Source organism: Vibrio sp. G-C-1, assembly GCF_021728015.1.
GTDB classification, from domain to species: Bacteria; Pseudomonadota; Gammaproteobacteria; order Enterobacterales; family Vibrionaceae; genus Vibrio; species Vibrio splendidus.
This window is the reverse complement of sequence record NZ_JAKKCR010000020.1, coordinates 23,017-47,990: the sequence shown is the minus strand read 5'-3', so window position 1 is coordinate 47,990 and position 24,974 is coordinate 23,017. Positions and strand designations below refer to the sequence as shown.

The 24,974-nt window shown below is 45.2% G+C and carries 25 protein-coding genes; 18 read left to right on the top strand and 7 right to left on the bottom strand.

Translation table 11 applies throughout. The features are described 5' to 3' along the window. Positions 1–6 precede the first annotated feature (6 nt). The 6 genes from dapF (at position 7) to L3V36_RS22155 (ending at position 8,555) form a co-directional block, all read left to right on the top strand. Positions 7–837, top strand: a complete 831-nt coding sequence (dapF, locus tag L3V36_RS22180; RefSeq protein WP_004736615.1) for a diaminopimelate epimerase — start codon at positions 7–9, stop codon at positions 835–837. A gap of 44 nt (positions 838–881) precedes the next feature. Continuing rightward, positions 882–1,580, top strand: a complete 699-nt coding sequence (locus L3V36_RS22175) for a DUF484 family protein (RefSeq protein ID WP_108188262.1) — start codon at positions 882–884, stop codon at positions 1,578–1,580. Next, positions 1,549–2,481 carry a tyrosine recombinase XerC gene (xerC, locus tag L3V36_RS22170; protein WP_017079841.1) on the top strand — a complete coding sequence of 311 codons (933 nt, stop codon included), beginning with the start codon at positions 1,549–1,551 and terminating at the stop codon, positions 2,479–2,481. The genes L3V36_RS22175 and xerC overlap by 32 nt, the downstream gene beginning before the upstream one ends. A 15-nt stretch (positions 2,482–2,496) precedes the next feature. Beyond that, positions 2,497–3,213, top strand: coding sequence for a 5-amino-6-(5-phospho-D-ribitylamino)uracil phosphatase YigB (yigB, locus tag L3V36_RS22165; protein WP_208775671.1), 717 nt, complete (start codon positions 2,497–2,499; stop codon positions 3,211–3,213). Positions 3,214–3,383: 170 nt separating this feature from the next. Continuing rightward, positions 3,384–5,882, top strand: a complete 2,499-nt coding sequence (locus L3V36_RS22160; RefSeq protein ID WP_017096075.1) for an EAL domain-containing protein — start codon at positions 3,384–3,386, stop codon at positions 5,880–5,882. Between the two features lie 192 nt (positions 5,883–6,074). After that, positions 6,075–8,555: an EAL domain-containing protein gene (locus tag L3V36_RS22155; protein WP_102502515.1), complete on the top strand. Its 2,481-nt coding sequence runs from the start codon at positions 6,075–6,077 to the stop codon at positions 8,553–8,555. Positions 8,556–8,701: 146 nt separating this feature from the next. On the opposite strand, the gene L3V36_RS22150 is transcribed toward L3V36_RS22155, so the two are convergent. Next, a complete protein-coding gene (locus L3V36_RS22150; protein ID WP_102502514.1) occupies positions 8,702–9,298 on the bottom strand; it encodes a DTW domain-containing protein in 597 nt (198 codons plus the stop codon). A gap of 2 nt (positions 9,299–9,300) precedes the next feature. Beyond that, the gene (locus L3V36_RS22145; RefSeq protein ID WP_102502513.1) at positions 9,301–10,845 is read right to left on the bottom strand and encodes a hypothetical protein; all 1,545 of its coding nucleotides are present in this window, start codon (positions 10,843–10,845) and stop codon (positions 9,301–9,303) included. Positions 10,846–10,884: 39 nt separating this feature from the next. Between L3V36_RS22145 and L3V36_RS22140 the strand changes: the two genes are divergently transcribed. Next, on the top strand, positions 10,885–11,352 hold the full coding sequence (locus tag L3V36_RS22140) for an EVE domain-containing protein (RefSeq protein ID WP_017096078.1): 468 nt from the start codon (positions 10,885–10,887) through the stop codon (positions 11,350–11,352). A gap of 82 nt (positions 11,353–11,434) precedes the next feature. Here L3V36_RS22140 and L3V36_RS22135 read toward each other — a convergent pair whose 3' ends face one another. Together L3V36_RS22135 and L3V36_RS22130 are read right to left on the bottom strand one after the other, a co-directional pair. Continuing rightward, a complete protein-coding gene (locus L3V36_RS22135) occupies positions 11,435–12,262 on the bottom strand; it encodes a Cof-type HAD-IIB family hydrolase (RefSeq protein WP_004736606.1) in 828 nt (275 codons plus the stop codon). Positions 12,263–12,501: 239 nt separating this feature from the next. Then, positions 12,502–13,482: an alpha/beta fold hydrolase gene (locus L3V36_RS22130; protein WP_102502510.1), complete on the bottom strand. Its 981-nt coding sequence runs from the start codon at positions 13,480–13,482 to the stop codon at positions 12,502–12,504. A gap of 81 nt (positions 13,483–13,563) precedes the next feature. On the opposite strand from L3V36_RS22130, the gene rhtB reads away from it, so the two are divergent. The 7 genes from rhtB to L3V36_RS22095 all read left to right on the top strand — a co-directional run bounded on the left by rhtB (position 13,564) and on the right by L3V36_RS22095 (position 20,095). Next, positions 13,564–14,181 carry a homoserine/homoserine lactone efflux protein gene (gene rhtB / locus L3V36_RS22125; protein ID WP_004736604.1) on the top strand — a complete coding sequence of 206 codons (618 nt, stop codon included), beginning with the start codon at positions 13,564–13,566 and terminating at the stop codon, positions 14,179–14,181. 43 nt (positions 14,182–14,224) lie between these two features. Beyond that, complete coding sequence (locus L3V36_RS22120; protein WP_054548349.1) at positions 14,225–15,445, top strand: EAL and HDOD domain-containing protein; 1,221 nt, start codon at positions 14,225–14,227, stop codon at positions 15,443–15,445. A gap of 99 nt (positions 15,446–15,544) precedes the next feature. Next, complete coding sequence (locus tag L3V36_RS22115) at positions 15,545–15,886, top strand: metalloregulator ArsR/SmtB family transcription factor (RefSeq protein WP_004736602.1); 342 nt, start codon at positions 15,545–15,547, stop codon at positions 15,884–15,886. Between the two features lie 173 nt (positions 15,887–16,059). Continuing rightward, on the top strand, positions 16,060–17,061 hold the full coding sequence (locus L3V36_RS22110; protein WP_004736601.1) for an ArsJ-associated glyceraldehyde-3-phosphate dehydrogenase: 1,002 nt from the start codon (positions 16,060–16,062) through the stop codon (positions 17,059–17,061). A 41-nt stretch (positions 17,062–17,102) separates the two neighbouring features. Next, complete coding sequence (locus L3V36_RS22105; RefSeq protein ID WP_017079829.1) at positions 17,103–17,594, top strand: cyclin-dependent kinase inhibitor 3 family protein; 492 nt, start codon at positions 17,103–17,105, stop codon at positions 17,592–17,594. A 97-nt stretch (positions 17,595–17,691) separates the two neighbouring features. Further along, complete coding sequence (gene arsJ, locus L3V36_RS22100) at positions 17,692–18,912, top strand: organoarsenical effux MFS transporter ArsJ (RefSeq protein WP_102447794.1); 1,221 nt, start codon at positions 17,692–17,694, stop codon at positions 18,910–18,912. A gap of 169 nt (positions 18,913–19,081) precedes the next feature. Beyond that, positions 19,082–20,095: an acyltransferase gene (locus L3V36_RS22095; RefSeq protein ID WP_017089608.1), complete on the top strand. Its 1,014-nt coding sequence runs from the start codon at positions 19,082–19,084 to the stop codon at positions 20,093–20,095. Between the two features lie 59 nt (positions 20,096–20,154). On the opposite strand, the gene L3V36_RS22090 is transcribed toward L3V36_RS22095, so the two are convergent. Beyond that, positions 20,155–20,484, bottom strand: coding sequence for a DUF2500 domain-containing protein (locus tag L3V36_RS22090; RefSeq protein ID WP_004736596.1), 330 nt, complete (start codon positions 20,482–20,484; stop codon positions 20,155–20,157). Between the two features lie 244 nt (positions 20,485–20,728). Between L3V36_RS22090 and L3V36_RS22085 the strand changes: the two genes are divergently transcribed. The 4 genes from L3V36_RS22085 (at position 20,729) to L3V36_RS22070 (ending at position 23,787) form a co-directional block, all read left to right on the top strand. Further along, on the top strand, positions 20,729–21,103 hold the full coding sequence (locus tag L3V36_RS22085; RefSeq protein WP_004736595.1) for a hypothetical protein: 375 nt from the start codon (positions 20,729–20,731) through the stop codon (positions 21,101–21,103). Between the two features lie 927 nt (positions 21,104–22,030). Further along, positions 22,031–22,651 carry a lysoplasmalogenase gene (locus L3V36_RS22080; RefSeq protein ID WP_029222716.1) on the top strand — a complete coding sequence of 207 codons (621 nt, stop codon included), beginning with the start codon at positions 22,031–22,033 and terminating at the stop codon, positions 22,649–22,651. A gap of 90 nt (positions 22,652–22,741) precedes the next feature. Next, on the top strand, positions 22,742–22,978 hold the full coding sequence (locus L3V36_RS22075; protein WP_017061034.1) for a YecH family metal-binding protein: 237 nt from the start codon (positions 22,742–22,744) through the stop codon (positions 22,976–22,978). 224 nt (positions 22,979–23,202) lie between these two features. Next, complete coding sequence (locus L3V36_RS22070) at positions 23,203–23,787, top strand: YhgN family NAAT transporter (RefSeq protein ID WP_009848232.1); 585 nt, start codon at positions 23,203–23,205, stop codon at positions 23,785–23,787. 118 nt (positions 23,788–23,905) lie between these two features. Here L3V36_RS22070 and L3V36_RS22065 read toward each other — a convergent pair whose 3' ends face one another. After that, positions 23,906–24,172: a DUF1145 domain-containing protein gene (locus L3V36_RS22065; RefSeq protein WP_004736590.1), complete on the bottom strand. Its 267-nt coding sequence runs from the start codon at positions 24,170–24,172 to the stop codon at positions 23,906–23,908. Between the two features lie 10 nt (positions 24,173–24,182). Continuing rightward, on the bottom strand, positions 24,183–24,785 hold the full coding sequence (gene rsmD / locus L3V36_RS22060) for a 16S rRNA (guanine(966)-N(2))-methyltransferase RsmD (RefSeq protein ID WP_102447793.1): 603 nt from the start codon (positions 24,783–24,785) through the stop codon (positions 24,183–24,185). Between the last annotated feature and the right edge of the window lie 189 nt (positions 24,786–24,974).

The window sequence follows — 24,974 nt, the reverse complement described above, 5'->3', positions numbered from 1 at the left end:
AGCGTTATGCACTTCCACTTTTCTAAAATGCATGGTTTGGGCAATGATTTCATGGTCGTGGACTGCATTACTCAAAATATTTTCTTTTCTCCAGATTTGATCCGTCGTTTGGCGGATCGTCACACTGGTGTGGGCTTTGATCAGCTACTTGTGGTCGAGGCTCCCTATGATCCAGAAACCGACTTCCATTACCGCATATTCAATGCGGATGGCAGTGAGGTGGAGCAGTGTGGTAATGGTGCGCGTTGTTTTGCTCGATTCGTTCGCATGAAAGGCTTAACGAATAAGTACAGCATCAACGTGAGCACCAAGAAAGGTAAAATGGTTCTCAAGATTGAAGACAATGACCAGATCACTGTCAACATGGGCATTCCTGAGTTTGAACCTGGCAAAATCCCATTCAAGGCAAAGCAGCCTGAGAAGACGTATATCTTAAGAACGGATGTACATACCTTGTTCTGTGGTGCCGTAAGCATGGGTAACCCGCATGTGGTTACCGTTGTTGATGATGTCGATACTGCAGATGTGGAGACCTTAGGTCCGCTTCTTGAATCACATGAACGCTTCCCTGAGCGTGTTAATGCTGGCTTTATGCAAGTGATTAACCGTGAAGAAGTTCGCTTACGTGTTTATGAACGCGGTGCGGGTGAAACTCAGGCGTGTGGCAGCGGTGCATGTGGCGCGGTTGCGGTTGGTATCAATCAAGGTTTACTGGCTGAGAACGTGAAAGTTCGTCTACCTGGTGGTGATTTACAGATTAGTTGGCAAGGTCCGGGTAAACCTCTGTTTATGACTGGCCCGGCAACCCATGTGTTTGATGGTCAACTTTCTTGCTAATAAACATTCATAACCAATAGATTCATAAAAATAAAGGATAGGTTTTGTCTTACGTTCAAGCCGACGCACTCACCGCAGAAGTGGTCGCGGAATATTTACGTGATAACCCAGATTTTTTCCAAGACAGGAAAGGTTTGGTTGATCGCCTTGCTATCAATAATGTTGAGCAGGGCGCTGTTTCTCTGGTGGAGATTCAGCTCAAGCGCCAACGCCATCGAATCGAAGAGCTAGAGGAAGAAATCACTGGCTTGATGTCGTTGGCAGCGAATAACGATAAAACCTTCTATGAATTTATGGATCTGCAAGCTCACGTGCTGAAATGCAGTGACTTCATGCAGGTTATCAAGGCTGTTGAACAAAAAGCGTTAGATTTAGGGTTGAAGGCCCATGTACGAATTCTCTCGCAACCTGGCTTTTATAAGCTGAGTGAAGAGCGCTATTCGAAGTTTTCGCTCAACCATTTCAATGGTAAAGATGCTTATCTAGGACGCTTGAGAAAAGCCGACAGACACGATTTGTTTGGTGATTTCCAAGTTCCAGAGCTAGGCTCTTATGTAGTACTACCACTTGCTAAGCAGTCTCCATTGGGTTTGCTTGCCTTTTCTAGTGAAGATGGCGGACATTTCCAACCTCATATGGATACGCTATTTTTACGCCATTTAGCACTTGTTGTGTCTCATTTGGCGGACACCTTACCTTGGCAGATAAATAATGAGCCTAGAGCCCAAAGTACCTCTTCCTAACAGCCTTCAAAAGCCACTTTCTCGCTTCTATGAATATCTCAGAAGCGAGAAGGGACTCAGCCTACACACCCAACGTAATTACAAACAACAACTTGAAACTATGGCCGCTCATTTGGTCACACTTGGACTGAAAGATTGGGGCCAAGTAGACGCGGCGTGGGTAAGACAACTTGCCAGTAAAGGCATGCGTGAAGGAATGAAAGCGAGCAGTATCGCGACGCGCTTATCTTCACTACGCAGCTTCTTTGATTTCCTTGTGTTACGTGGCGAAATGACCGCAAACCCAGCCAAAGGGGTTTCTGCACCTCGCAAACAACGTCCTTTACCTAAAAATCTCGATGTCGATGAAGTCGGACAGTTGCTTGACGTGAATGAAGACGACCCATTATCGATTCGTGATCGAGCGATGATGGAGGTGATGTATGGTGCAGGTTTACGTCTCGCTGAACTGGTTGGCATCAATCTTAAAGATGTGCTGGGCCGGCAAGGCGAAATCCGAGTGATTGGTAAGGGCGACAAAGAACGCAAAGCGCCGTTTTCAGGACTGGCTAAAGAGTGGGTCGATAAATGGCTCAAAGTGCGCGGTGATCTCGCTTCTCCGGGAGAAAAGGCCCTGTTTGTGTCCAAGTTAGGGACCCGGATCTCTCATCGCAGTGTGCAAAAGCGCATGGAAGAGTGGGGTAAGAAGCAATCCGTCGCGAGTCATATTAGCCCGCATAAACTGCGTCACTCCTTTGCAACTCACGTGCTTGAATCGAGCCAGAATCTTCGTGCTGTCCAAGAGTTGTTGGGGCATGAAAACATCTCGACAACCCAAATTTATACTCACTTGGACTTCCAACACTTAGCTCAAGCGTACGATGAGGCTCACCCTCGAGCACGTAAGAAGAATAAAGATTAGATTAAAGGTTTTACTATGCGAATTTATCGAGGGTTGAAGCCCATCAAAGCCATGACCTTTGACTTGGATGACACCCTGTATGACAACTGGCCTGTGATCATGAAGGTAGAAAAAGAGATGGCGCAGTGGCTTTACCAAAAGCACCCAGTGTCGGCTTCTTTATCGCTTGAAGAGTGGCAGGGCATTAAGCAGCAAGTCGCCTCTGAAGACCCAGCTTTAAAGCATGATGTTACCGTTTGGCGTGAAACACAGATTAAGAGTGGTTTACTGCAGTTGGGCTACTCTCAGCAGCAAGCTGAACAGGCGGCTCGTGAGGGGATAGAACATGCTTTGTGGTTGCGCAATCAAGTCGATGTTCCTCAAGAAACGCATCGAGTGATGGCAGAACTTAGCCGACGCATTCCTTTGGTTGCGATTACCAATGGCAATGTCGATCCACATAAAATTGGCTTAGGGCAGTATTTTCAACGAATTCTTAAAGCTGGCCCAAACGGTAGAGCAAAACCCTACCCAGATATGTTTGATAAAGCGCAGCAATACTTAGGTGTTGATGCCATCAACATTCTTCATGTCGGCGATCATCTTAGAACGGATGTTTACGGAGCTAAGCAAAATGGCTTCCAAGCATGCTGGTTTAATGACATTGGTTCCAATTTATACCTCTCTTCGAAGGCGAGTGTGCTGCCTGATGTTGAAATAGAGCAACTTAGCGATCTTATGCGACTAATTTAAAGACTTCTGTAAGCTTATTGTGTCGCATTTATGATATTGAATTGTTACATTAGTCGCAATTAAATGCCTGTTTAGGCTAGGATAATTGGCGACTACTTTTTATCGATTCATTTCAGTCATAGCAGTGGTTGCGGGTTCTTCACTTCACTCTATTTCGATCAAGGGTTGGCATGCAAACATTTACATTTCTCGCAAATACTGAGGAGCTATTTAAATCTCAATTTGATCAGCGAGAGTGGTGTGACAGCAAACAATATCTTATTCAACTTTTCTCTGCCCAATCTTCTGATGTGGCTCGTCGAATCGCGAGTGTTGCTCTCAATCGCCTAAGCAATGCCACCCTAATTGGCCAGAGTGCTCGTCATGTTATCTGTGACAATTGTCTTGAGAGTAGTTGTACCTTAATCATTATCAGTGAGTTTAATGAAACCCGTTTAACCTCCGCGGTTCAGCCTTTTACAGGCAACCCAAACCAAGACAGCCAAGAGCTCGCTTCTCAACTAGACCTCTCGAAAGATGCTAAAACGGTCATCAGCCTATGCGATCAGGTTGAAGGTCGTGACTACCCTATCTATAGCGCCTTTGAAAACCTACCCTACACATTGCCTGTTGCTGGTGGCTTGTGTCATGAGAATGAATACGGGCGTTGGGTTATGCATAACGAACAGACCTACCAACACGCTTGCGTGGCGGTGGCTCTGACTAACCCAAGATTGAAGGTTTGGTCAGATGCCTATTCTGAGTGGAACCCGATCGGGATGAAGCTGCGAGTGACTCACGCAGTGGGTAACCGTTTATATGCGTTGAATGACAAGCCGGCTATCGACGTATTCAAACATTACCTTGCTGATGGTAAAGATCTCCCTTTCAGTCAGTTGATGAGCTTTCCGCTTTATCGAGAGCTTGGCAGAAAGAAGGGCATATCGACACCGCTGCGTATTAATGATGATGGCAGTATCGAGTTTGATAGCCCTTGGCATGTCGGCGAAGAGGCACAGTTTTGTTATAACCATCCTTCTTTGACCGCTGAAAAAGTGCGTCACGGCGCTGAGATGCTTGCCATGCATCAGCCGGAATCGGTGATCATCTATAACTGCGTCTCTCGACTTGAATTCATCGACAGTAAACTTGAGCTCAAGCCATTTGAGGGGATAGTAAACGCGTGCGGCGCATACTGCATGGGCGAGCTATATCGCAACGACGATCGCCAAGAGATACTGCATCACAGCCTCACCTATATTGCGATGAGAGAGTCGGACGAGATTAATGAGTTTCGTTGTGAAGATTTCCAGCGTGACTCAACGGTATCGCCATTGCTTAATCTCGTCAGAAATGCGGTGGCTGATCTCGACAGTATGAATACGCAGATGGAGAAAAAACTTCATCAACAGGCGCGTCGTTTAACCGAAAGTTACCGTATTGATTCTCGCACCGGGCTGCCCAACCGTATCGTGCTAAAAGAGCGCCTCAATACGATTCTCTTCAGTGAGCACTTACTGACGTTAAAGCTGACTAATTTCCATCAAGTTAACGAGAAGTATGGTTACCAAGTGGGTGACCAGCTGTTACTTGATCTGTCTAATCATTTTGTCGAGCGATTACACCTTAGTGTGGCTAAAGAATCTCAGGTGAAAGTAGAGCTGTTTAGCATTGGTGTCGGTGAATGGGCGATCATTTTTAACGCCAATGTTGGCTGCGATAAGATAGAACAACGTTTCGTTGAGTTTGCTGACGATATTGAGCACATCAATTTTGAGCCGTATGGCTTGGCTGATATTGATTATCTGTCAGTTTCTCTGTGTGGCGGCTTCGCTAGTCGTTGCGATTTCCTAACCGATAGTGGTGATGAGATCTTATTAAAAGCGATCGAAGCTCGACGTTATGGGGTCAGGAATAACACTCACATCACCAATGCTAAAGACATTCAGGTGAGTGAAGAAGATCGTAAAGAGCAACTAGGCTGGCTGAGCTGTGTAAGTCGTGCGATTTTAGATCAGAACATCATCACTTATTCCCAGCCAATTGTGGCATCCGGTACTCACGAAATGATTGGCCAAGAGTGCTTGGTCAGAATCATGGAATCAGACGGTACCATTGTGCCACCAGGTAAGTTCTTACCTATCATTGCCGACACGCACCTTTACACTCGCCTCAGCCGACACATGATTAAGAACACCATAGGTTATATGGCGGATAAGCAAAGCCCATTTTCTATCAACCTATCCCCGCAAGATTTGTTGAGCGACAAGACGCTTGAGGTGCTCGAGACCGCCATCAGTGCTATGAACGATCCCACTCGACTTGGCCTAGAGGTTCTCGAGTCTGAGCAGATTAAAGATTACGGTCGCATGATTGAGGTGTGTGATCACTTCCGTGCTCTCGGGGCGAGAATCATTGTTGATGACTTTGGGTCTGGCTATTCCAATATTGATGAGATCATTAAGCTTGAGCCGCAGATTATCAAACTCGACGGTAGTCTGATTCGCAACATCGACAAAGATCAAAAGCAAAGAAATATCGCCTCTCAGTTGGTGCGCTTATGTCAGGTGTTTAATGCGCAAACCGTCGCTGAATTTGTCCATAACCAACAGGTTTGTGAGATAGCAGAGCAAATGGGTGTCGATTATCTGCAAGGTTATTACTTTGGTGAGCCTAAGCGACTGTTTTAGTTGTTAAAGCTTTCCGTATCCTATTGTGACTTGCTTTGAAAATTGTTCTGCCGCTATTGGTGACTGTTTTGGGTGGAATCAATGATGTCTAACTAACGTCACAATATTTATAAGACGATCGTAAGTATTCCGTGCAAGCCTTATCTATAATAAGCACAATAACCAATCATTAACGTAACGATTAATGTGAATATGCAATCGACCTCTCTCCTGATACAAGACATAGAACAAACCCAGCGTGAATTGCAAAAGATAGATTTTCATCAACATGAAGACCTACTGATTCAGGTGTTTTCTTCTTTCGAGAAAGGTTCGGTTTTGGCTGCCTGCCAAGTGATTCAAGCGACTTTCCCTAATGCTAGGCTGATTGGCTGTAGTGCAAACCACTACATCAGCCAAGGCGTCATCCTGCATCAAGGCCTCTATCTTATTGTCACTCGCTTCGATGCGACCTCTTATACTTGTGGCGTTGTCGAATACAGCAAGCAACCACTATTCGATAGTCAATCGATGTGGCAGCAGCTTGAGTGCAATACCAATACTCAAAGTATCATCTGTTTCGCGGATCGCTTGCAGATAAACAACCGCGACTTATTTTCAGCGTTTGAACAATCGAGATATTCATTACCGATTTGTGGCGGAGCATCGACCATCACAGATAGTGGACGATGGGTAATGCTAGATGGCATTTGCTATGAGAATGCCTATGTGATGTTGGCGCTGCACAGCGTTGAGCTCGCAACCACCAAGGGTTATTACACCGAGTGGAACCCTATTGGCCGCACCTTCCGTGTCACTGGTGCTCAAGATAACCGGTTAGCTGAATTGGATGGTATGCCTGTTCGCGATCTTTATAATCGCTACCTTGCTGATGGCCTCGAAGTACCTTTCGAGCAACTGCATAATTTCCCCTTGATGGTCGGTGACCCGAAAGAACAAAACATTCACTTGCCACTCAAGGTGAGAGATTGTGGAGAGATAGAATTTAGTGGTCATTTTCAGATTGGTGATGAGGTCAGGTTTTGTTACGACCATCCCTCACTGACCTTGGAGCAGATCCGACTCGGTGTTCAACAGATTGCTTCCCATAAACCGGAGCAGTTTTTTATCTACAACTGCACCTCTCGTATCGATTTTATTGATGGTAACCAAGAAGTAGAGGTCTTCCAGAAACTCGCAGACACCTATGGTGTTTACTGCATGGGAGAACTCTATCAAGAGCGTGGCCAACAACGAATCCTGCATCATAGCCTCACGTATCTCGCGCTTAGAGAAGGTGAAGGCAAGGCTGTACAGCCATTAGAGACACAACCCGCGACCAATATATCGCCTCTGTTTTCATTGATTCGAAATGCACTGCTTGATGTTGATGACATGAACAACAGTATGGCGAGTAAGATTCAGCAACAAGCGACCGCATTGACGGCGAGCTACCGAATTGATCGTCGCACTGGGCTACCCAATAGAAGTGTACTGCGTGAGAAGCTGTCACAAATGAGCTCTGACAGTCATTTGTTGGCTTTGAAGGTCACCACATTTGGTCAAATCAATGAGAAGTATGGTTATCGAGTAGGTGACAAACTTCTGCATGATCTGAGTGATTACTTTCAGAAAGCGCTGTGGCAGTTTTTTGATGAGGGTTGCCAGCTCTACAGTATTGGTATTGGTGAGTGGGCGGTGGTGTTTAATAGTTGGGCCAGCCAAGAACACATTCATCAGCGTTTCTCTGAATTTTCAGACCAAACCGAGCATGTCAATTTTGAGCCGATGGGGCTACCCGATATCGATTATCTTTCGGTTTCAATTTGTGCGGGTGTCGCGAGTCGTCGAGATTTTCCTACGACCTCGATTGATGACTTGTTACTGAAAGCGATTGAAGCTCGACGCAGTGCGGTGAGCCAGAATAAACATCTGGTGAGTGCCAAGACGTTAATTCAACTCGAGAAGCATCGCCAAGAGCAACTCGGCTGGCTGTCGTGTGTGAGCCGCGCAGTGCTCAATCAAAATATTGTTGCGTGCTCTCAACCTATTGTATCGGCGCATAGCCACCAGGTAGAAAGCTATGAGTGCTTAGTTCGAATTGAAGAGGACGGTCAGTTGATTGCGCCGGGTAAGTTCTTGCCGATCATTGAGGGAACTCATCTCTATACGCGTTTAAGTCGCCAGATGATAACGCGCACCTTTGATTTTATGAGCCAGAGAACCGATTCGTTCTCAATTAACTTGGCGCCACAAGATTTCAGCAATGAGAAAACCATTCTTCACCTTGAGCAAGCCATCAAAAAAATCAGTCACCCACAGCGTATTGGTTTAGAGGTGTTAGAAACGGAACAAATTCAGGATTACGGCCGCTTGATCGAGGTGTGTAATCACTTCCGCGATCTTGGTGTGAATATTATTGTCGATGACTTTGGTTCGGGCTACTCGAACATTGATGAGATCTTGAAACTGGAACCACAAGTGATAAAGCTTGATGGCAGTTTAATTCGCAATATCGATAAGGATAAAAAGCAACGCAAGATAGCCCAACAGCTGGTGAGCTTATGTCAGATTCTGAATGCTAAGACGGTGGCGGAGTTCGTACATAATGAACAGGTGTGTCGTATTGCAGAAGACATGGGCGTCGATTACCTGCAAGGGTATTATTTTGGTCAACCTCAGCGTTTGTTTTGATGGAGCGAGAGTTTCACGTGAAACACTGGTTGGTTCAATAACGAAAGTACAATGTAAAAAGGGTGAGCTTATGGCTCACCCTTTTTGTTTTTAGTATCTGTCCCGTCCTGAAATGTGCTTATTGCCTTCTCTCGCTCCTGCTTGATCTATTTGAGAGCGTGGCCACATTTGTCGGCGTGGAATACTTTTAGATACTGTTGGTAGTAGTCATCAATGAGCTTGGCAGGTTCGCTTTCACCTAAAGATTTGAGTAACTCAATACCCACTTCGCAAGTACACAGATGGCCACTGTCTTGATTGCGGCGCAAGGTGTAAGAGGATTCAGTCGTGATATCGAGATGGACTTGAGGAATGGTGCTTAACCACGCGCTCTTGTTGAGCATTTTCTTCGCTTCCTGCCATGTGCCATCCAAGATGATGAATAACGGCTTACAATTTCCAGCTACAGATGACACGGCTTGCTGGCACTCAATACTGTTGCTACTTGGAAACAGCAAAAAAGGCTGCAATGCTTTGTCTTCGAGTAAGGCAATCAACTCTTCTGGTGGTGTTTTTCGTTGCCACACGAAGGACTGACATTGCTGAATAGATTGCTCAAGCAACTTTCCGGTGTTGGTGTCTCGTGACAGCTCATTCTCATGAGTCAGTAGGACAAGATCGGTTTGGCTTTCAACCGTCGGTATGAGATGACAAACGCACTGGTGAGTGAAGCCACAACCATGGCAAGCTTGTTGGTTACTCATCTTTACAGCTTAACTCCACTTTGTGCAGGTGATACACCATCAGCAAACAAAACCACGTCGCTGATATCAGCAGCATCTGCAACTGGAGCAACACTTGGGTTGAGTGGGTAGCTCACACCAGAGTATGACAGTGTGTGTTTTGCAGGTGTTGCACCGCCGCCACTGACATTGAAGATCAGATCCTGCCAGCCGTGGTTTTGCGATTTACCTAAGCGTATGTCGCCCTTAACCAGTGTCACTCGGCTATTGAAGCGCCAGTTATCTTGATGGTTTTCGAAAATTAGCAGTGTACAGCCACCAGAACCACACCAATCGAGCTGGGCAAACAGTTCTTCCTTACCATCGCCATTTAAGTCGTAGGTTAACCAGCGGTACTTAGTATTGTCTGGTGAGGTGCTATTGATCTTAAAGTATTCGCGGATCGCTTGGTCGACTTTTTGATCAAGTTGATCACTGGAGTTCACCTGCTTTGCGGTTAGATCAACGTTAGCGATGGTGTTTACTTGCGCTTGTGCATTCTTAGCTTCGAATAGCACCAGACCGCCATTGGCAATCGGGTAGACAACGTTGCCCACTTTCTCTTTTTCAGCGACCAGCTTGCCGTTATCGAGCGTGAAGATGCGCTCAGAGATCAAATACTGTTGCTGGTGGCGAGTCATAACCACTTGTACCTGATTTTGGTTCAGTTGCTGCCAGAAGCCTTGCTCAACAATAGAAGGGTCTCCATTGCTGTACGAGTATGTCGTAATGGCGCTGTGGTCATCGTTGAGCTCAAGGTTGATAGAGAATCCAGTGTTCTGTGTTGAGCTAGCGAAGTAGAGCCCGCTCCAGTCCAATGTTGGATCTTGGTTAGAGACCGTTGCACAGCCATTATAGTTACTGTCATTAAGGCTAAGCTTGGCATGCCATCCATAGATAGAATCGCTCATGCCGTCGCTGCAACTCTCTTTCGTAAGGTTGAGTTTGCCTTGCGCTGCTTTACCTTCTAATTGGTAATCACGACTGCTTGGTGTGGTGCGGCTTGATTCAATATCGAGGATCTGTGGCTGTTCGCCCATCTTAGTGTATTTGAGCTGGTCTTTATCGAAGCTTGCTGACCAGAAAGGTTCATTGCCGAATACACGTGTTGAACGCAGGGGTTGGTCACAACGGTCAGGGTTTTCTGCGGTGAGAATATTCACTTGATCAACCACGAAACGTGCCGTGAAATCTGCGTTATACCCTGTTTGGCTCGGTACGGTTAGATGACCAATCAGCTCGCCGTATAAGGCTTGGTAAGGTCTCGTTGAGAGCCCTTGCGCTTCTAATGCGAGTTCTGGCGTTAAATCTAACCAGTATTGTTGTTGGCTACCGCAAGGGGTGAAGGTTCGGCTTTCATGGCCAACCACTACCTGACCACGCATGATGAAGGTTTGCGGTTGAATGCTCAGTGGCTCATCCAAGGTTGCTGGAGGCAGTTCAGGTTGTTGCGGCGTATCAGGTGCCGTAACACAGCCTTGTAGAGCGAATGCGACTAGCCATGTCACTGGGTTTTTCATTACCTTCATGTTATATCTTCCTCGGAGCAACCGTTAATTGGATTTATTATGGCATATTGGTTATTTAAAACAGAACCCGACACCTTCTCTATTCAGACTCTGAGAGTACAAAAAACCTCTTGTTGGGAGGGTGTACGCAACTATCAGGCTCGAAACATGATGCGCGATGACGTTAAGCTTGGAGACCTGGTGATGATATACCATTCATCATGTAAGAAAGTTGGCGTAGCGGGGATCGCTAAAGTAACCAGAGAAGCCTACCCAGACCATTTTCAATTCGATCCAGAAAGTGATTACTACGATGCCAAGTCTTCGCCAGACAACCCGCGCTGGATAATGGTGGATGTCGAGTTTGTGCGAGTGACTGAGCGCTTAATTCCTTTGGCAACGCTTAAAGCGATGCCTGAGCTAGCAGAAATGCCGTTGGTTAAACGGGGCAATCGCTTATCCATCATGCCAGTTACAGAGCAAGAGTGGCAGGCGATCTTAAGCAAAGAAGTGCTAGGTTCTCGTTAGCGTTAGAGAGAGCTTTTTACGTAAGGTTCAAAAAAGGCAGCCATTGGCTGCCTTTTTATTTATTCAGATCTCTTCGACGAGATTAGAGCAGGTGCTTTTCTAGGTAGTGAGCAACGGCGTCGTCTGCGCTGCTGCCAATCACTTCATTGTCTGGTAAAGCTTTAAATACTTTCTCATGCGATGTACCCATCACTAAGCCTTTGCCTGCCATAGCCAGCATCTCGGCATCGTTCATTCCGTCACCAAAGGCAACACAGTTATCCAGTGTCAGGTTCAGTGATTTCGCAACAGCGTCTAAGGCATGGCCTTTAGAGACTTCAGCGGCCATCACTTCCAGACACCAAGGTGTAGAGAAGGCGATGTTCAGTTTGTCGCCAAAAGCATCTCTTAGCTTTTGTTCAAACGTGACCAGATATTCGTGGTCCTGCTCTGGGTGAGTGAAAAAGACTTTCGCAATACCTTCGCTTGGTGCATTTTCTGCTTCAAAGCGCTTGTAGCTAAAGCCAGACTCACTGTGGAATTTTGCCAGCATTTCGTCTTCACGGTCCAGTAGCCAATCTTCATTCTGGTACATGTGAATAAAGAGATTTGGGTCTTGGCGAACAATATCGATAACAGGTTGAACGAGTTCCTGAGGCACGTTCTGGCTATACATCAGTTGATCGTTCTGGTCATGCACGCGTGCACCGTTTGAAGTGATCATGTACGCCGGAATACCTGCGATCTGACGAATACCCGCCACATCGACGTGGTGACGACCCGTAGCGAAGATAAAGGTATAACCTTGGTCGTGTAATTTCTTAAGTGTTAGCTTGGTAAAGTCGCTTAGCTGATGGTTGGGAGCCAAAAGCGTACCATCTAAATCAGAAGCAACAATTTTCACGGAATCTTTTAGTGCAGGAATACTCATTTAACCCTCATTGCAAAAATGCTTAACCAATATCGACGCTAGCCAACGCTAGAATCGTTTTAACTACAATATCTCTAGGTAGAAATTGTATGCCAATTTCATGCAAGAAAAGAGGGCAAAGCTCACTTACTTCTCTTCCTCTTTAGCGCTTATGTTCTTGGTCGGTTACTCAGCTTATTCGCTTATTAGTTTATTAGTTTATTAGTTTATTAGTTTATTAGTTTATTAGTTTATTAGCTCTAGGCAAAAAACTGATTGATAGCATTCAGTGTTTGATTGCGATATTCGTCTTTCTCAAACAACACCTCATGCTTAGACCCTTCAATGGCCTTAAACTGGCAGGCTGAGTTGGTTTTCTTCAGTTTATTGATGAACTTCACTTGAGCGCTGTTGCTGACAATCTTCTCCTCCCCAGCTTGAATCAATAGCAGTGGGATCTTGATTTGACGAGTTTGTTGTATCGCCTGCTTGGCTGCCATTAACCCTTGCCATACCCAGCGAGTGCTTGGTCCACCAACCTGCAAAGAAGGGGAGCCGTCATACAAGCAACGGAACCAGTGATAGCGTACTTTGCTGTGGCTGAGTAAGTTATTTTCGAAGGGCTTAGAGTAGTACGCTTGCTGCCCCGGGGCATAAGTCGGCTTAGCATAGAAAGCGGTGAGTACTTGTCCAACAACCATCGCGATGGGCTTGAAGTACCATTCAGTCTTAATCCCAAACATCGGAGCGCACAGAGTAACTTTGTCAAACGGGTGATCGGGATGAGTTTGTAGATAGCGAGTGGCTATGGTGCTGCCCATTGAGTGTGCCAGTAGGTAGCGATTGGCGTATCGGCTTAGGTCAAAACTGGCAATGACGTCAGACATGTCTGAGGCGTAATTATCAAACTCATGAATGTGACCAATGTCAGAGTCTGTTACCATACGTTCCGACTGGCCTTGACCTTGGTGGTCAAATGAATAAACGTCATAGCCTTGCTGATAAAAATCATAAAAGAGTTCTTGGTATTTCAAGCAACATTCAATGCGGCCATTTGAAATAACAATGGCTTTGGTGTGCGTTGGTGAGGTTAGGCTACACCAGTACAGCTTCTTTTTACCTGATGATGTGACATACCCATCTTTACGTTGTTGCCAAAGGGCAGGGATCGGGTGTTTAATCGCTTGCTCGAACTCAGGTTCTTGCGTGTACGAAAATGGGGCGGCACTGTGGTTTTCCATGGGAAATTACCTGAACTGATGCATGTGAGAGCTTTATCGCTACTAATGTTGTTAGATTAAAGAACTAGTAAGGAAATGCAAATGGATACTCATGTTTGGCTTGCTTATGTCGTCACGGCGATATTGTTTAGTTTGGCTCCGGGCTCAGGTACCGTTAACTCAATCAGCAATGGGCTAAGTTATGGCACCAAGAAGTCACTTGCGTCGATCGCCGGCTTACAGCTCGGTCTTGCATTCCACATCATGCTGGTGGGTGCCGGTATTGGTGCACTGGTGGCTCAATCTGCGTTGGCGTTCACCATCATCAAATGGGTAGGCGTGGTTTACCTTGTTTGGTTGGGTATTCAAAAATGGCGTGATAATTCTAGCTTGGTGGCTTCAGAAGAAAGCTCAACGCTATCGAGTGGTAAGCTGCTTAGAAATGCCGTGCTTATCAATCTAACTAACCCAAAATCTATCGTGTTTTTGGTGGCTTTGTTTCCTCAATTTATCGATCCTACACAACCGCAAGCACCGCAGTTATTAGTGCTAGGAGTTACAACAGTATTCATTGATAGTGTTGTTATGTTGGGTTACACCTCATTAGCTTCACAAATGGGACGTTTTATTCGTTCTGATCGTATAATGAGTAAGATAAATAAAATATTTGGTGGTATGTTCATGGGTTGCGGTGCCTTGCTTGCTGCCGCTAAAGCTTAGTAAAGCAATACAGTTATAGATAAATCAATAGAGTTATAGATAAATGACCGCTACCTACGTTGCTCGACAACCTATCTTAAACCGTAACAAGAACACGCTTGGTTATGAGCTGTTGTTTCGCGACGGAGAAAGGAATGCCTACCCAGCGCATATTGAGTCTAATCGAGCAACGTATCGTCTGATTGTTGAGAACTTCTTATCGGTTGGGCATAACCCTTCGATTCCATCTTCGCGCTGTTTTATTAATTTCCCTCATCAAAGCTTGATTCGTCGGCTTCCCTTAGGCTTGCCGAAAGACAAGGTGGTGGTCGAGATTCTTGAAACCTGCCAACCGACGGATGAGCTGTTAGAAGCGGTCAAAGAGCTCTATCAAGCGGGGTACATGATTGCCCTAGATGATTTTACCTCTACGCCAGAATGGGAACGATTCCTTAAATACACGCATATTGTTAAGCTCGATATCATGCAAATGGGCTTGAATGAAGCGTGTGATTTGGTAAGAGCTCATCAAGGGAAGAAGTTTAGCTTTCTGGCTGAAAGAGTCGAAACTGAGCAAGAGTTTAAGCAAGCGAAAGAGGCGGGTTTTAAGTTCTTCCAAGGGTACTTCTTCAGCAAACCTGAAATCATCAAGACCAAGTACATTAGCCCTGAGCAAGTAATTGCTATGGAGCTGTTCCAAGAAGTGTGTAAGCCGGAAGTCAACTTTCAACGTGTCGAAAGCATCGTCGCGAAAGATGTTGCCTTGTCGTATAAGTTACTGCGTTTTGTGAATACCATGTCACCTCGTCTTGAGGTCACCATCTCTTCGTTCCGCCAGGCTTTGGTTTATCTGGGGCAAGAGAAGCTGAAAATGTTTGTCTCGTTGGCGGTGGCGTCTTATGTCTCTGATAAGAAGCCAAAAGAGCTATATGGCTTATCGCTTCAGCGAGCTCAGTTCTGCCAACGTATGTCTCGTTATCAGGCATTTGAAGGGCATGCCGAGCAAGCCTTTATGATTGGTTTGTTCTCATTGCTTGATGCGCTGCTCGACTTGTCGTTAGAGAATTTAGTTGAGCAACTGCCCTTGTGTAAAAGTATCAAGGTGGCTCTGCTACGTAGAGAAGGGCCATATGGAACCTTGCTGGCCCTTGAAGAAAGCTTTGAACATGCCGATTGGCAGCAAATGGATGAGCACTGTGCTCATTTAGGATTGAGTGTGGAACAGGTTAAAACTGAGCTCACCGAAGCTCGACGCTGGAGTCATAACGTAACCAATCAGCTCTGATTTATCTTCGTTAAACTTTTATGACAATTATAACGCACGCCTTGACGTGCGTTTTTTTATATCTAACATATATGCATATCCATATATGAGTATGTATTTATGCTTCCTCACCAATTTTTTAAATTACTGTCCGATGAAACGCGAGTGCGTTGCTTAATGTTGATAGTTCGCAATGAGTGCTTATCGGTTGGTGAGTTGACTCAGGCATTGCAAGAAAGTCAGCCAAAGGTTTCACGCCATCTTGCGCAGTTGCGTTCAAACGGCATTTTGACTGATGTTCGCCAAGGGCAGTGGGTGTTTTACCGCCTGTCACAAGATTTACCAGGTTGGATGCTAAAGTTAATTGACGACCTTATCGCATCGAACTGTTTGAAAACTGAATACCAGCAAGATATTGAGCGCTTAGAGTCGATGAACTCACGCCCAGTATGTTGCGTTTAAATACATTAAAACTTAATGCCGAAATAGTTGGAGTTGCAGCTAGGCGACAAGTGAACTTATCCCTGTGAGCATAGTGGCTCTATGTGATTAGGGAGGCCGGCGATCCGGTAAGTGAACGTAGTCAACAACGTTGCGGCTTCAAATATGAAGGCAATTAACTGAGAGAACAGAAAATGACAGTCAAAGTAGGTATTAATGGTTTTGGTCGTATCGGCCGTCTAGCACTTCGCGCAGCATTCGATTGGGATGAGCTAGAATTTGTTCAAATTAACGATGTGGCTGGCGACACAGCAACATTGGCTCACCTTCTTGAGTTCGATTCGGTTCAAGGTCGTTGGAATCACGAAGTGGCTGTTGAAGGCGACGAGATGATCATCAATGGTCAACGCATCAAAACCACAAAAGAGCGCGACATTGATGCGATCGATTGGTCTGGTTGTGATGTGGTTATCGAAGCGACAGGTGTTCACCGTAAGACATCTTTCCTAAACAAATACCTAGAGCAAGGTGTGAAGCGCGTTGTGGTATCAGCTCCTGTGAAAGAAGAAGGCATCGCAAACATCGTTGTCGGTGTGAACGACAATATCTTCGATCCTGCGGTACATAAAATCGTAACGGCAGCGTCTTGTACAACGAACTGTCTCGCGCCAGTGGTTAAGGTGATCAACGAGAAGCTTGGTATCGAGAACGCAGCTTTCACCACTATTCATGATCTAACTAACACGCAAACGATTCTTGATGCGCCCCATAAGGACTTACGCCGTGCACGAGCATGTGGTATGAGCCTTATCCCAACAACAACGGGCAGCGCTAAGGCGATTGTTGAGATCTTCCCAGAGCTTGAAAACCGTATCAACGGCCACGCGGTTCGTGTACCACTAGCGAATGCTTCTCTGACAGACATCATCTTCGAAGTGAAGCAAGACACCACAGCAGAAGAAGTCAACGCGATGCTGAAAGAAGCGTCTGAGAATGAACTGAAAGGCATTCTTGGCTTTGAAGAGCGTCCACTGGTTTCTATCGATTACAAAGGTGACCAACGCTCAACAATCGTGGATGCACTATCAACGATGTTGGTAGGTAAGCGCATGGTTAAGATCTACGCTTGGTATGACAACGAGATGGGCTACGCGACACGTACCGCTGAGCTGGTTCGCACAGTCGGGTTAGCATAAGCCTGCGTACTTAAGAAATAGTAGAATCTGGAGATTACACAATGACACATCCAACATGGCAACTAGACCTAGAGCAAGGTGCGCTAGTGCTTACTCCGTGCCCAGGCACAAAAGAAGCAACGCTTGATGCATCACTGGCTCAGCTAAAAGAGCAAGGCGTTGAAGCTATCGTGACAGCACTTGATGACCATGAGCTTGCAAGTAAAGACGTGGCGGCACTTGGCGAAAAAACACGTGCGCTAGGCATGCAATGGTTCCAGATCGAAATTGAAGACGACTGTGCACCGGGTGCTGATTTTGCTGCGAAATGGCAAGCGGCTAGCCCTGCGTTGCATCAAGTGGTTGATAACGGCGGCAAGGTAGCAATGCACTGTATGGGCGGTTCTGGCCGTACTGGCTTGCTGGCTGCACACCTGCTGTTAGAGAAGAGCTGGGACATGAGCAAGATTGTTCAAGAGGTGCAGGCACTGCGTCCGGGCGCATTCACTAAGCCCATTCAGGTTGAATACATTAATGGCGTAGCGAACAGCTAATAAGCCATTGTTGGAATACAAGGAGCTTTTGGTATCTGGAGTGTTGAACTTATCATGATCCAAAAGCTCTTTTTGTTTAGATTGCAGAGATAGCGTTATGTTTTCAAATCTAAGTAAGAGCGTTCGCCAATATATGTTGGTGACTTTCAACTACTGGAACTTCACCATTACTGATGGTGCACTTCGTATGCTGGTGGTTCTGTATTTTTACGACCTTGGCTACAGTTCACTAGAAATCGCCTCACTGTTCCTTTTCTATGAATTCTTTGGTGTGGTGACCAACCTAATCGGTGGCTGGTTAGGGGCGCGTCTTGGCCTCAACAAGACCATGAACATCGGGTTAGGGATGCAAGTCGTCGCCTTGGGTATGCTCGCGGTGCCATCAGCCATGTTGACCATTCCTTGGGTAATGGCGGCGCAGGCTTTGTCTGGTATTGCTAAAGACCTCAATAAGATGAGTGCCAAGAGCTCGATTAAGACTCTGGTACCTGATGAACAGCAGGGTGCGCTTTATAAGTGGATAGCGATTCTGACCGGCTCTAAGAATGCGCTTAAAGGCGCAGGGTTCTTTATTGGTGGTTTGCTGCTTTCAACAATTGGTTTCCAATATGCAGTGCTTGCGATGGCTGCTGTACTGACATTAGTGTTCATCGGCAGCTTGGTGAGCTTAGAAGCGGACATGGGTAAAGCTAAAACCAAACCTAAATTCAAACAGATCTTCTCTAAGTCTGAATCCATCAACATCCTATCTGCTGCGCGTATGTTCCTGTTTGGTGCTCGTGATGTGTGGTTTGTGATTGCTTTGCCGATTTACCTAGGCAGCGTGTTTGGATGGGATCACTCATGGGTGGGTGGCTTCTTAGCGGTTTGGACCATTGCATATGGCTTTGTGCAGGGCATTGCACCCAAGATTACTGGTAAAGCACAAGGCAAGGTGCCTGATGGACATGCAGCGCTATTATGGGCGGGGGCGTTGGCTATCGTGACTGCAGGTATTGCCTATGCGGTGCAAATTGGCTGGCAACCCGAGTTCGTTATTATCGGTGGCTTGATGGTGTTTGGTGCCATCTTTGCGGTGAATTCATCGCTGCACTCATACCTTATTGTGAGTTATGCGAAAGGCGATGGCGTTTCTCTTGATGTCGGTTTCTATTACATGGCAAACGCGATGGGCCGTTTGATTGGCACTATCTTGTCAGGATTGGTATTCCAAATGGCCGGTTTGTCTGCGTGTTTGTGGGTATCTTTTGCGTTCTTAGCGATAACGACGGTGATCTCTCTGCGTTTACCTAAAGTGCCGCAAGTCTCAGCAGCATAAGCTTCAGCCGCATGAGCCTCATTTGTAAGAGTGAAAGTCGCACGAACTAAATTCACACGAGCTAAATTCGCGATAAGCCTCTCCTTTAACACTAAGCTGACTTGGTATTTATTCCGGTCAGCTTTTTTATTGCTATAGTAGAATGATTGAATATTAATCAGGCATTTACATGAAGCAGCGAATTCTCTTTTTTGATTTAGCACGATGTGTCGCGGCCATAGCAGTTATCGCGATTCATGTTTTGGCGCCTTATCGGAATGAATTAGGCACCATTCCTTTCGGTGAGTGGCTGACCGCCATTACGGTGAACGGTTTCAGTCGTTGGGCGGTGCCGGTGTTCATCTTGATTACTGGTGCTCTGATGCTGAGTGATCAGCGCCCGTTTGACGCCAAGTACTACCTCAAGCGTCGTCTGGGTAAGGTGCTGATCCCTTTCATTGTCTGGTCGCTTTTCTATACTTACCTCTCGGGTTGGTCTGCGATGGGCTTTGATGCTGACGTCAGTTGGGATGTGCTACTCAATAGCTATCATCACTATACCTACTATCACCTTGGCTTCTTTTATTACTTTATCCCGCTCTACTTTGTGATTCCTTTTTTACAGATAATGGTCAGAAAGTACGGTGATAGATCTGTCTATGCCTTTACGGCGGTCTGGTTGTTCACTACGTTATTGTTCTTATTGAAAATCGATGGCCCTTGGAGTCATGAGTTGTGGTTGTACACCGGATACTTACCATTGGGTTACTTGCTGTATAAGATTGTGCCACTTAACAAGATGACAGTTGGCATGAGTGTGTTACTGGGTGGGTTAGCGTTACTGACCACGGTTTACATGGTGGTTGATGCAAGCTTGGTAGCAGAAGAGTACACAGTAGGGCGTTGGTTATCTTACAAGACGCTGAATACCGTACTAGCGGCGAGCATGGTGTTCATGGTGTGCCGTTACTATGGTGAAGGGTTGTCTGAGAAGAGTAACCAAGTAGTTGGCTTTATCAGTAAGCACAGCTTAGGTATTTACCTGCTGCACCCGATTTTCTTGTGGCCAATGAAAGAGTTCGGTTGGTACCAAGGACATCCAGCTTGGGTTATTCCCCTATGGATCGTGATCAGCGGAGCTGGTGCGTTATGGATGAGCTGGTTGGTCTCTAAGTCAGAGAGAACGCGTTGGTTATTGCCTTAGCGGTGGGAGCTAAGGCTTTCTGATGGGCTGCTTAGAAGAGACAGTTGAGGCGGCTAGGGTTAGCGCTTCAACGCAAAGTGTAAGAACTTATCGCCTTGGTAGGTTAAGGTTCCTTTGTCGCCAGGGTTAAGGGCGTGGAAGTAGTGGATGCCGACTTGGAATTCTCGTTTTGGACCAACGACACCACGTTGAACGTAAATCCAGTACTCTTGATCTTCTTGGCCTGGTTCTGCGTCAGGAAGGTCGATGGATTGTTTGTCTAACACCGTGACATTCACTTTCTTTTCTGGCGCATTTTCACCTTGCGAGTGTTTTCGATAGAAACCAATAAATACCCAAGCCGCTAGACCAGCAAGTGCAAAGATGGCAAAAAAGAGTGAATTAGGCATATAACCTCCATGTAGTCGTGATGGTTATTCTAGTCTTTCAAGCAATAGGGATATGTGTTTAAAGCTGTTATTCGTGAACTGTTGTAAGCCAAGCTGATTATTTTTCGGCAGACATCACATTTAGTGGCTTGTTTGGGATAAAGCATTGTTATTTATTGTCTCTTTCTCACGTAAATATCAGTAAATTTGTATAAAAATAAGGGAATGCTCGACTAGAATTATAGTGTGGAGTGGGAGGGCCAAGATGACCGATATTGAAAAAGTGGTGACAAGAACTCGCAATATAGAGAAGTTATTGAGGCTTCAATATCATGCCGAAGGCGAAGGATTGCATGAGCTTGTAACAAGCTGTGAAGAAAGGCTACCGCACGATATGGTGAGCAAGCTGCGTTATATCGCAACGTGTCGTAATAAGGTAGTCAATGAACATGAGGCTAAGTTGGAAGACCAACATAAGTTCATCATGATGTGTAACGACTGTGAGAAGGAGCTGACTCCACGTAGTGGTCGTTTTATCTGGCGAGTTGCGATCTTACTGATGATGGCAATGACTTTAGCAGCCGCGGGTTTCTATTATGCGAACTGGGATGTGCTAACACTGCATCTGTTTTCGAAGTGAAAAAATTGAACAAAAAAAGGGACGCTCATGGCGTCCCTTTTTTTATTTGTAACTTGCTTAGTACATCATCGGTAGTGTCATTAGACCTACAACTACCGCGATCATTACAAGTCCTTGTCTTTGCGAAGATGAAATCATAACACTACTCCTAAATTTGGTTGTCTCTCGCTATGTTTTAAAGAATAGCACTACTTATAGGTTTAGATCAAGAATTACTTTCGAAAGCTTTAAAAGTAGTAGAAAACTATTGGTTTTTGGCTTGTTTGGGTGTGTTTAACTGTGTCTTTTGGTGTGTTCTTATTTTATACGTTGTGCTTCATGTTTATCCATTTTTGATTTAAGTTGTTGTTTTGTAATGGTCATTTTGTGTAATTTATATTGTTAAAGGTTGTTAAATTGTATTAATAGGGGTTGGTGGTTTCTGGCTTTGATTTTGTTCTGTTTTAAATTTTTCGGATTGGTTTTTGTAGGAATTTTTACAGAGGACTTGAAAAAACCTGACAAAGTTGGGTTTTAAGAAAGCAAGCCACTTACTTTATAAGTCTAGAGTGATGTGGTGTTTTCGTTTCCCTATTAACTCTGGATTTGTTTGTTTAAGTTGTTGTTATAATTAATCTTAAATACGATATTTTTTAAATTTCAAGTGCGGTATTTGATGATATATGGGGGTTTTATAAGGAGTCTATAGGTTAGAAGTGACTAAAATTCAAGTCTGGACGCTCTAATGCCAATTTAAATAAGTTTGTCGATGAATCGCTCTAGTTTTAAAAGAATAGCCATAGTCATCATAGTAATTGTTACGACTTCAATCTAAAGAGGCTCTTTTTAGTGGAAGCGTAATCAAGATCCAATTTTGAGGGGCTGAGGCTTTACATCAACACTCGTGTGCCTAGACTGGCGACGATTTAAAGCAATGGGGCAAATGGTATGTGGAGTTGGTTGGCGGTTTCCTTATCTGGTATCGGAGCAATAGCAGGAACGAAACATGGACATATCGGTCAGGCCTTGTCGTATAAGGTATTTACCTTTGTATTATTGGCGACCATTGCTTTAACTCAATCTGTCGTTTCTGACTTTACCTATTGGATAGTCGCGGGGTTGGCGATCTCTGCAATCGCAGATGTCCTTCATACGGTTACTCAAAAGCGTCCTTTGCATTTTGTGTGCTTCTTATTGGCTCAGCTCTGTTACAGCAAAGCATTTTGGTTACAGCTATCAGGAGAAATGGTCTGGTGGTTGTTCGCGCTCCTATTAGCGGCTTGTATCGTTGCTTTCTTCTTACTTCTGCCTCGCTTAGACAAACTCGTCTTTCCTGTGGTCATCATGGGTATCGTGCTTATTCAGCTTGCATGGGCTTCTGGTGAGCTCTGGTTGCTTGATCCTCAATTGTCACATGCGGTTGGTTTTGCTGGCTGTAGCGTGTTACTACTTTCGGCCCTGGCGTATGCGCTAAATTTCTATCGTAGCCCAATTAAGGGTGCCTACTTTTGGGTGACGGGCAGTTACTTTCTCGCGCACGCTCTCATTGTTGCTTCCCTTACCATTTAGGGTAGAGCTCGCTTAATTCTGAGCTACATCAAGGCAGCTAAGATGAAAGTAGGTACTCTACGTCTACTTCATTAAACATGAGATAGAGTTATGACTACCGAAATTCATGCACACAACGTTTTAAACCTACTGAGTGAAAAGCCCCTGACTCGTGAAGAGTTGACGCAAGAGCTCGCTCAAACTTACGGCGCAGAAGCTCGCTTCCATACGTGTAAGCTAAATGGTCTGGATTTGGATGGTTTGCTGAAATTTTTCCTGAAGATGGAAAAGGTCGTGGTTATTGATGACAAACTTTGCACCAATCGCGAACGTGTGTGTAACCACTAATCTCGAGTAACAACTGGTTTTTTGAGCCTTTTGGCTTTTATAGATAAGAAGAGTGGATGCGACGTTTCGGCTTCACTCTTAAATTATCTTTTTACTTTTCTCCTTTCTATTTGCTCTCGAAAAATTCCCTTCTAATTACATAAGTTAATCCTTTTATTACTGCGTTCGAAAATCAATGTTGAGGCTGCTATACTCCGCGCACTTACGCTTTTCGAGACAAACTTATGGAAATTTTATCTGCAGCAACCATGCTGTTTCTTATTATGGACCCGCTTGGCAATCTACCAATCGTGCTCTCTATCCTTAAGCATATTGATCCGAAGCGTCGCCGTATTGTTCTTGTTCGTGAACTGATGTTTGCACTGATTATCCTGCTGTTGTTCTTGTTTGCTGGTCAAAGCATTATGAACTTCCTGCATGTGCAGCCTGAAACCTTGAGTATCTCTGGCGGTATTATTTTGTTCATCATCGCGATTAAGATGATTTTCCCAAGTGCGGGCAGTATTACCGGCCTAGCGGCGGGTGAAGAACCGTTTATCGTGCCGATGGCGATCCCTATGATTGCAGGCCCGTCGGTGATTGCTGCATTGATTCTGTTGTCGACACAGCACCCTGACAACATGTTAGAGCTTTCAGGCGCAGTGATGCTGGCTTGGGGCGCGACCTTCTTTATTCTGATGTTTAATGGTTTCTTCCTGCGAGTGCTGGGTGAGCGAGGCCTTAAAGCCATCGAACGCTTGATGGGCTTGTTGTTGGTTATGTTGTCGACGCAAATGTTCCTAGATGGTGTAAAAGGCTACATGGGCTAACATCAGTATCATTGCTGAATAAAAAAAACGCCGCTCAAATGAGCGGCGTTCTTGTATTTAATGTTTCTGTCATGATGTTTTCTGTAGCTAAGCGTTTTATATCTGAGCTTAAGCTTGATTACATCATGTGTTTGCGTCGGATATCGAGGAGGGCAAAGACTCCGAAAATCAATATTGACCACTTCTCCCAACGTGACATTTCGATCTTATCGCCGAATGCACCGATAAAAATCAGCATCTGCAGGCCGTGCATGAAGAACAAGAACGCTGTCATGATATAAAGCGCAATCGCAGCATTACCCGGGAATGGGTAGAAAATATTTACGATTAAGATAAACCAAACAAAGGCGATGGCTACTTTTGCTAGTGGAAGTAAGAACTTCATTTAATAACTCCTATTCTTCAGTGGTTCGATTAAACAGTCGGTAGCTAGACTGGCCAGTGGTCTTATCGCGATGCAATTCCCAGTTCTCTGGCATAGCCTCAAGCTGCAGCTCTTTTTCTGTCTCGACGTAAATGATGGCGTTGGCTGCCAACCAGCCATTGCTCTCAAGCAGTTGTACTGTTTCTGCAAGTAAGCCTTTACGAAATGGTGGATCAAGGAAAACCATATCGTAAGGAGTACCTGGCTTCTTAAGGAAAGAGATAGCATCAGTATTCACGACATTGATGTTGTCTGCCTTAAGCTCTTTCGCGTTATCAGAAAGCTGTTTGGCCGCCTTTTGATTCATTTCGAGCAGTGTCACCATTTTTGCTTGGCGAGAAGCTGCTTCAAAACCTAGACCGCCAGAACCGGCAAATACATCCAAGCAAGTTGAATGTGGGATATCTTGAGCCACCCAGTTAAAGAGTGTCTCTTTTACTCGGTCAATGGTTGGGCGTAATCCTTCTAAATCATGAACAGGCAGCTTTCTACCTCTCCATGAGCCACTAATAATTCGAACAAAGCCTCCGGATGGCTTTTTTTGTGATGTGTTTTGCTGGCGACGTCTTACCATAGATTTTTTGACCGCTAATAAAGTGATACTATACCGAGCCCAATTTAAGTGGGTTCGAGTATTAAATAAATTTGCAATGACAAAGTGTATCAAGCTAAAAGCAAACTTATCACTGCTTTGTCATTTTTCTTTACTATTCGTTTGTACAAGCTTGTATTGTATAACAATAGCAAAGAGTCGACGTGTATT

Coding starts and splice junctions, on each gene's coding strand:
- dapF (WP_004736615.1), top strand. CDS start 7: ATGCACTTCCACTTTTCTAAAATGCATGGTTTGGGCAATGATTTCATG.
- xerC (WP_017079841.1), top strand. CDS start 1,549: ATGAGCCTAGAGCCCAAAGTACCTCTTCCTAACAGCCTTCAAAAGCCA.
- yigB (WP_208775671.1), top strand. CDS start 2,497: ATGCGAATTTATCGAGGGTTGAAGCCCATCAAAGCCATGACCTTTGAC.
- L3V36_RS22160 (WP_017096075.1), top strand. CDS start 3,384: ATGCAAACATTTACATTTCTCGCAAATACTGAGGAGCTATTTAAATCT.
- L3V36_RS22155 (WP_102502515.1), top strand. CDS start 6,075: ATGCAATCGACCTCTCTCCTGATACAAGACATAGAACAAACCCAGCGT.
- L3V36_RS22150 (WP_102502514.1), bottom strand. CDS start 9,298: ATGAGTAACCAACAAGCTTGCCATGGTTGTGGCTTCACTCACCAGTGC.
- L3V36_RS22145 (WP_102502513.1), bottom strand. CDS start 10,845: ATGAAGGTAATGAAAAACCCAGTGACATGGCTAGTCGCATTCGCTCTA.
- L3V36_RS22140 (WP_017096078.1), top strand. CDS start 10,885: ATGGCATATTGGTTATTTAAAACAGAACCCGACACCTTCTCTATTCAG.
- L3V36_RS22135 (WP_004736606.1), bottom strand. CDS start 12,262: ATGAGTATTCCTGCACTAAAAGATTCCGTGAAAATTGTTGCTTCTGAT.
- L3V36_RS22130 (WP_102502510.1), bottom strand. CDS start 13,482: ATGGAAAACCACAGTGCCGCCCCATTTTCGTACACGCAAGAACCTGAG.
- rhtB (WP_004736604.1), top strand. CDS start 13,564: ATGGATACTCATGTTTGGCTTGCTTATGTCGTCACGGCGATATTGTTT.
- L3V36_RS22120 (WP_054548349.1), top strand. CDS start 14,225: ATGACCGCTACCTACGTTGCTCGACAACCTATCTTAAACCGTAACAAG.
- L3V36_RS22115 (WP_004736602.1), top strand. CDS start 15,545: ATGCTTCCTCACCAATTTTTTAAATTACTGTCCGATGAAACGCGAGTG.
- L3V36_RS22110 (WP_004736601.1), top strand. CDS start 16,060: ATGACAGTCAAAGTAGGTATTAATGGTTTTGGTCGTATCGGCCGTCTA.
- L3V36_RS22105 (WP_017079829.1), top strand. CDS start 17,103: ATGACACATCCAACATGGCAACTAGACCTAGAGCAAGGTGCGCTAGTG.
- arsJ (WP_102447794.1), top strand. CDS start 17,692: ATGTTTTCAAATCTAAGTAAGAGCGTTCGCCAATATATGTTGGTGACT.
- L3V36_RS22095 (WP_017089608.1), top strand. CDS start 19,082: ATGAAGCAGCGAATTCTCTTTTTTGATTTAGCACGATGTGTCGCGGCC.
- L3V36_RS22090 (WP_004736596.1), bottom strand. CDS start 20,484: ATGCCTAATTCACTCTTTTTTGCCATCTTTGCACTTGCTGGTCTAGCG.
- L3V36_RS22085 (WP_004736595.1), top strand. CDS start 20,729: ATGACCGATATTGAAAAAGTGGTGACAAGAACTCGCAATATAGAGAAG.
- L3V36_RS22080 (WP_029222716.1), top strand. CDS start 22,031: ATGTGGAGTTGGTTGGCGGTTTCCTTATCTGGTATCGGAGCAATAGCA.
- L3V36_RS22075 (WP_017061034.1), top strand. CDS start 22,742: ATGACTACCGAAATTCATGCACACAACGTTTTAAACCTACTGAGTGAA.
- L3V36_RS22070 (WP_009848232.1), top strand. CDS start 23,203: ATGGAAATTTTATCTGCAGCAACCATGCTGTTTCTTATTATGGACCCG.
- L3V36_RS22065 (WP_004736590.1), bottom strand. CDS start 24,172: ATGAAGTTCTTACTTCCACTAGCAAAAGTAGCCATCGCCTTTGTTTGG.
- rsmD (WP_102447793.1), bottom strand. CDS start 24,785: ATGGTAAGACGTCGCCAGCAAAACACATCACAAAAAAAGCCATCCGGA.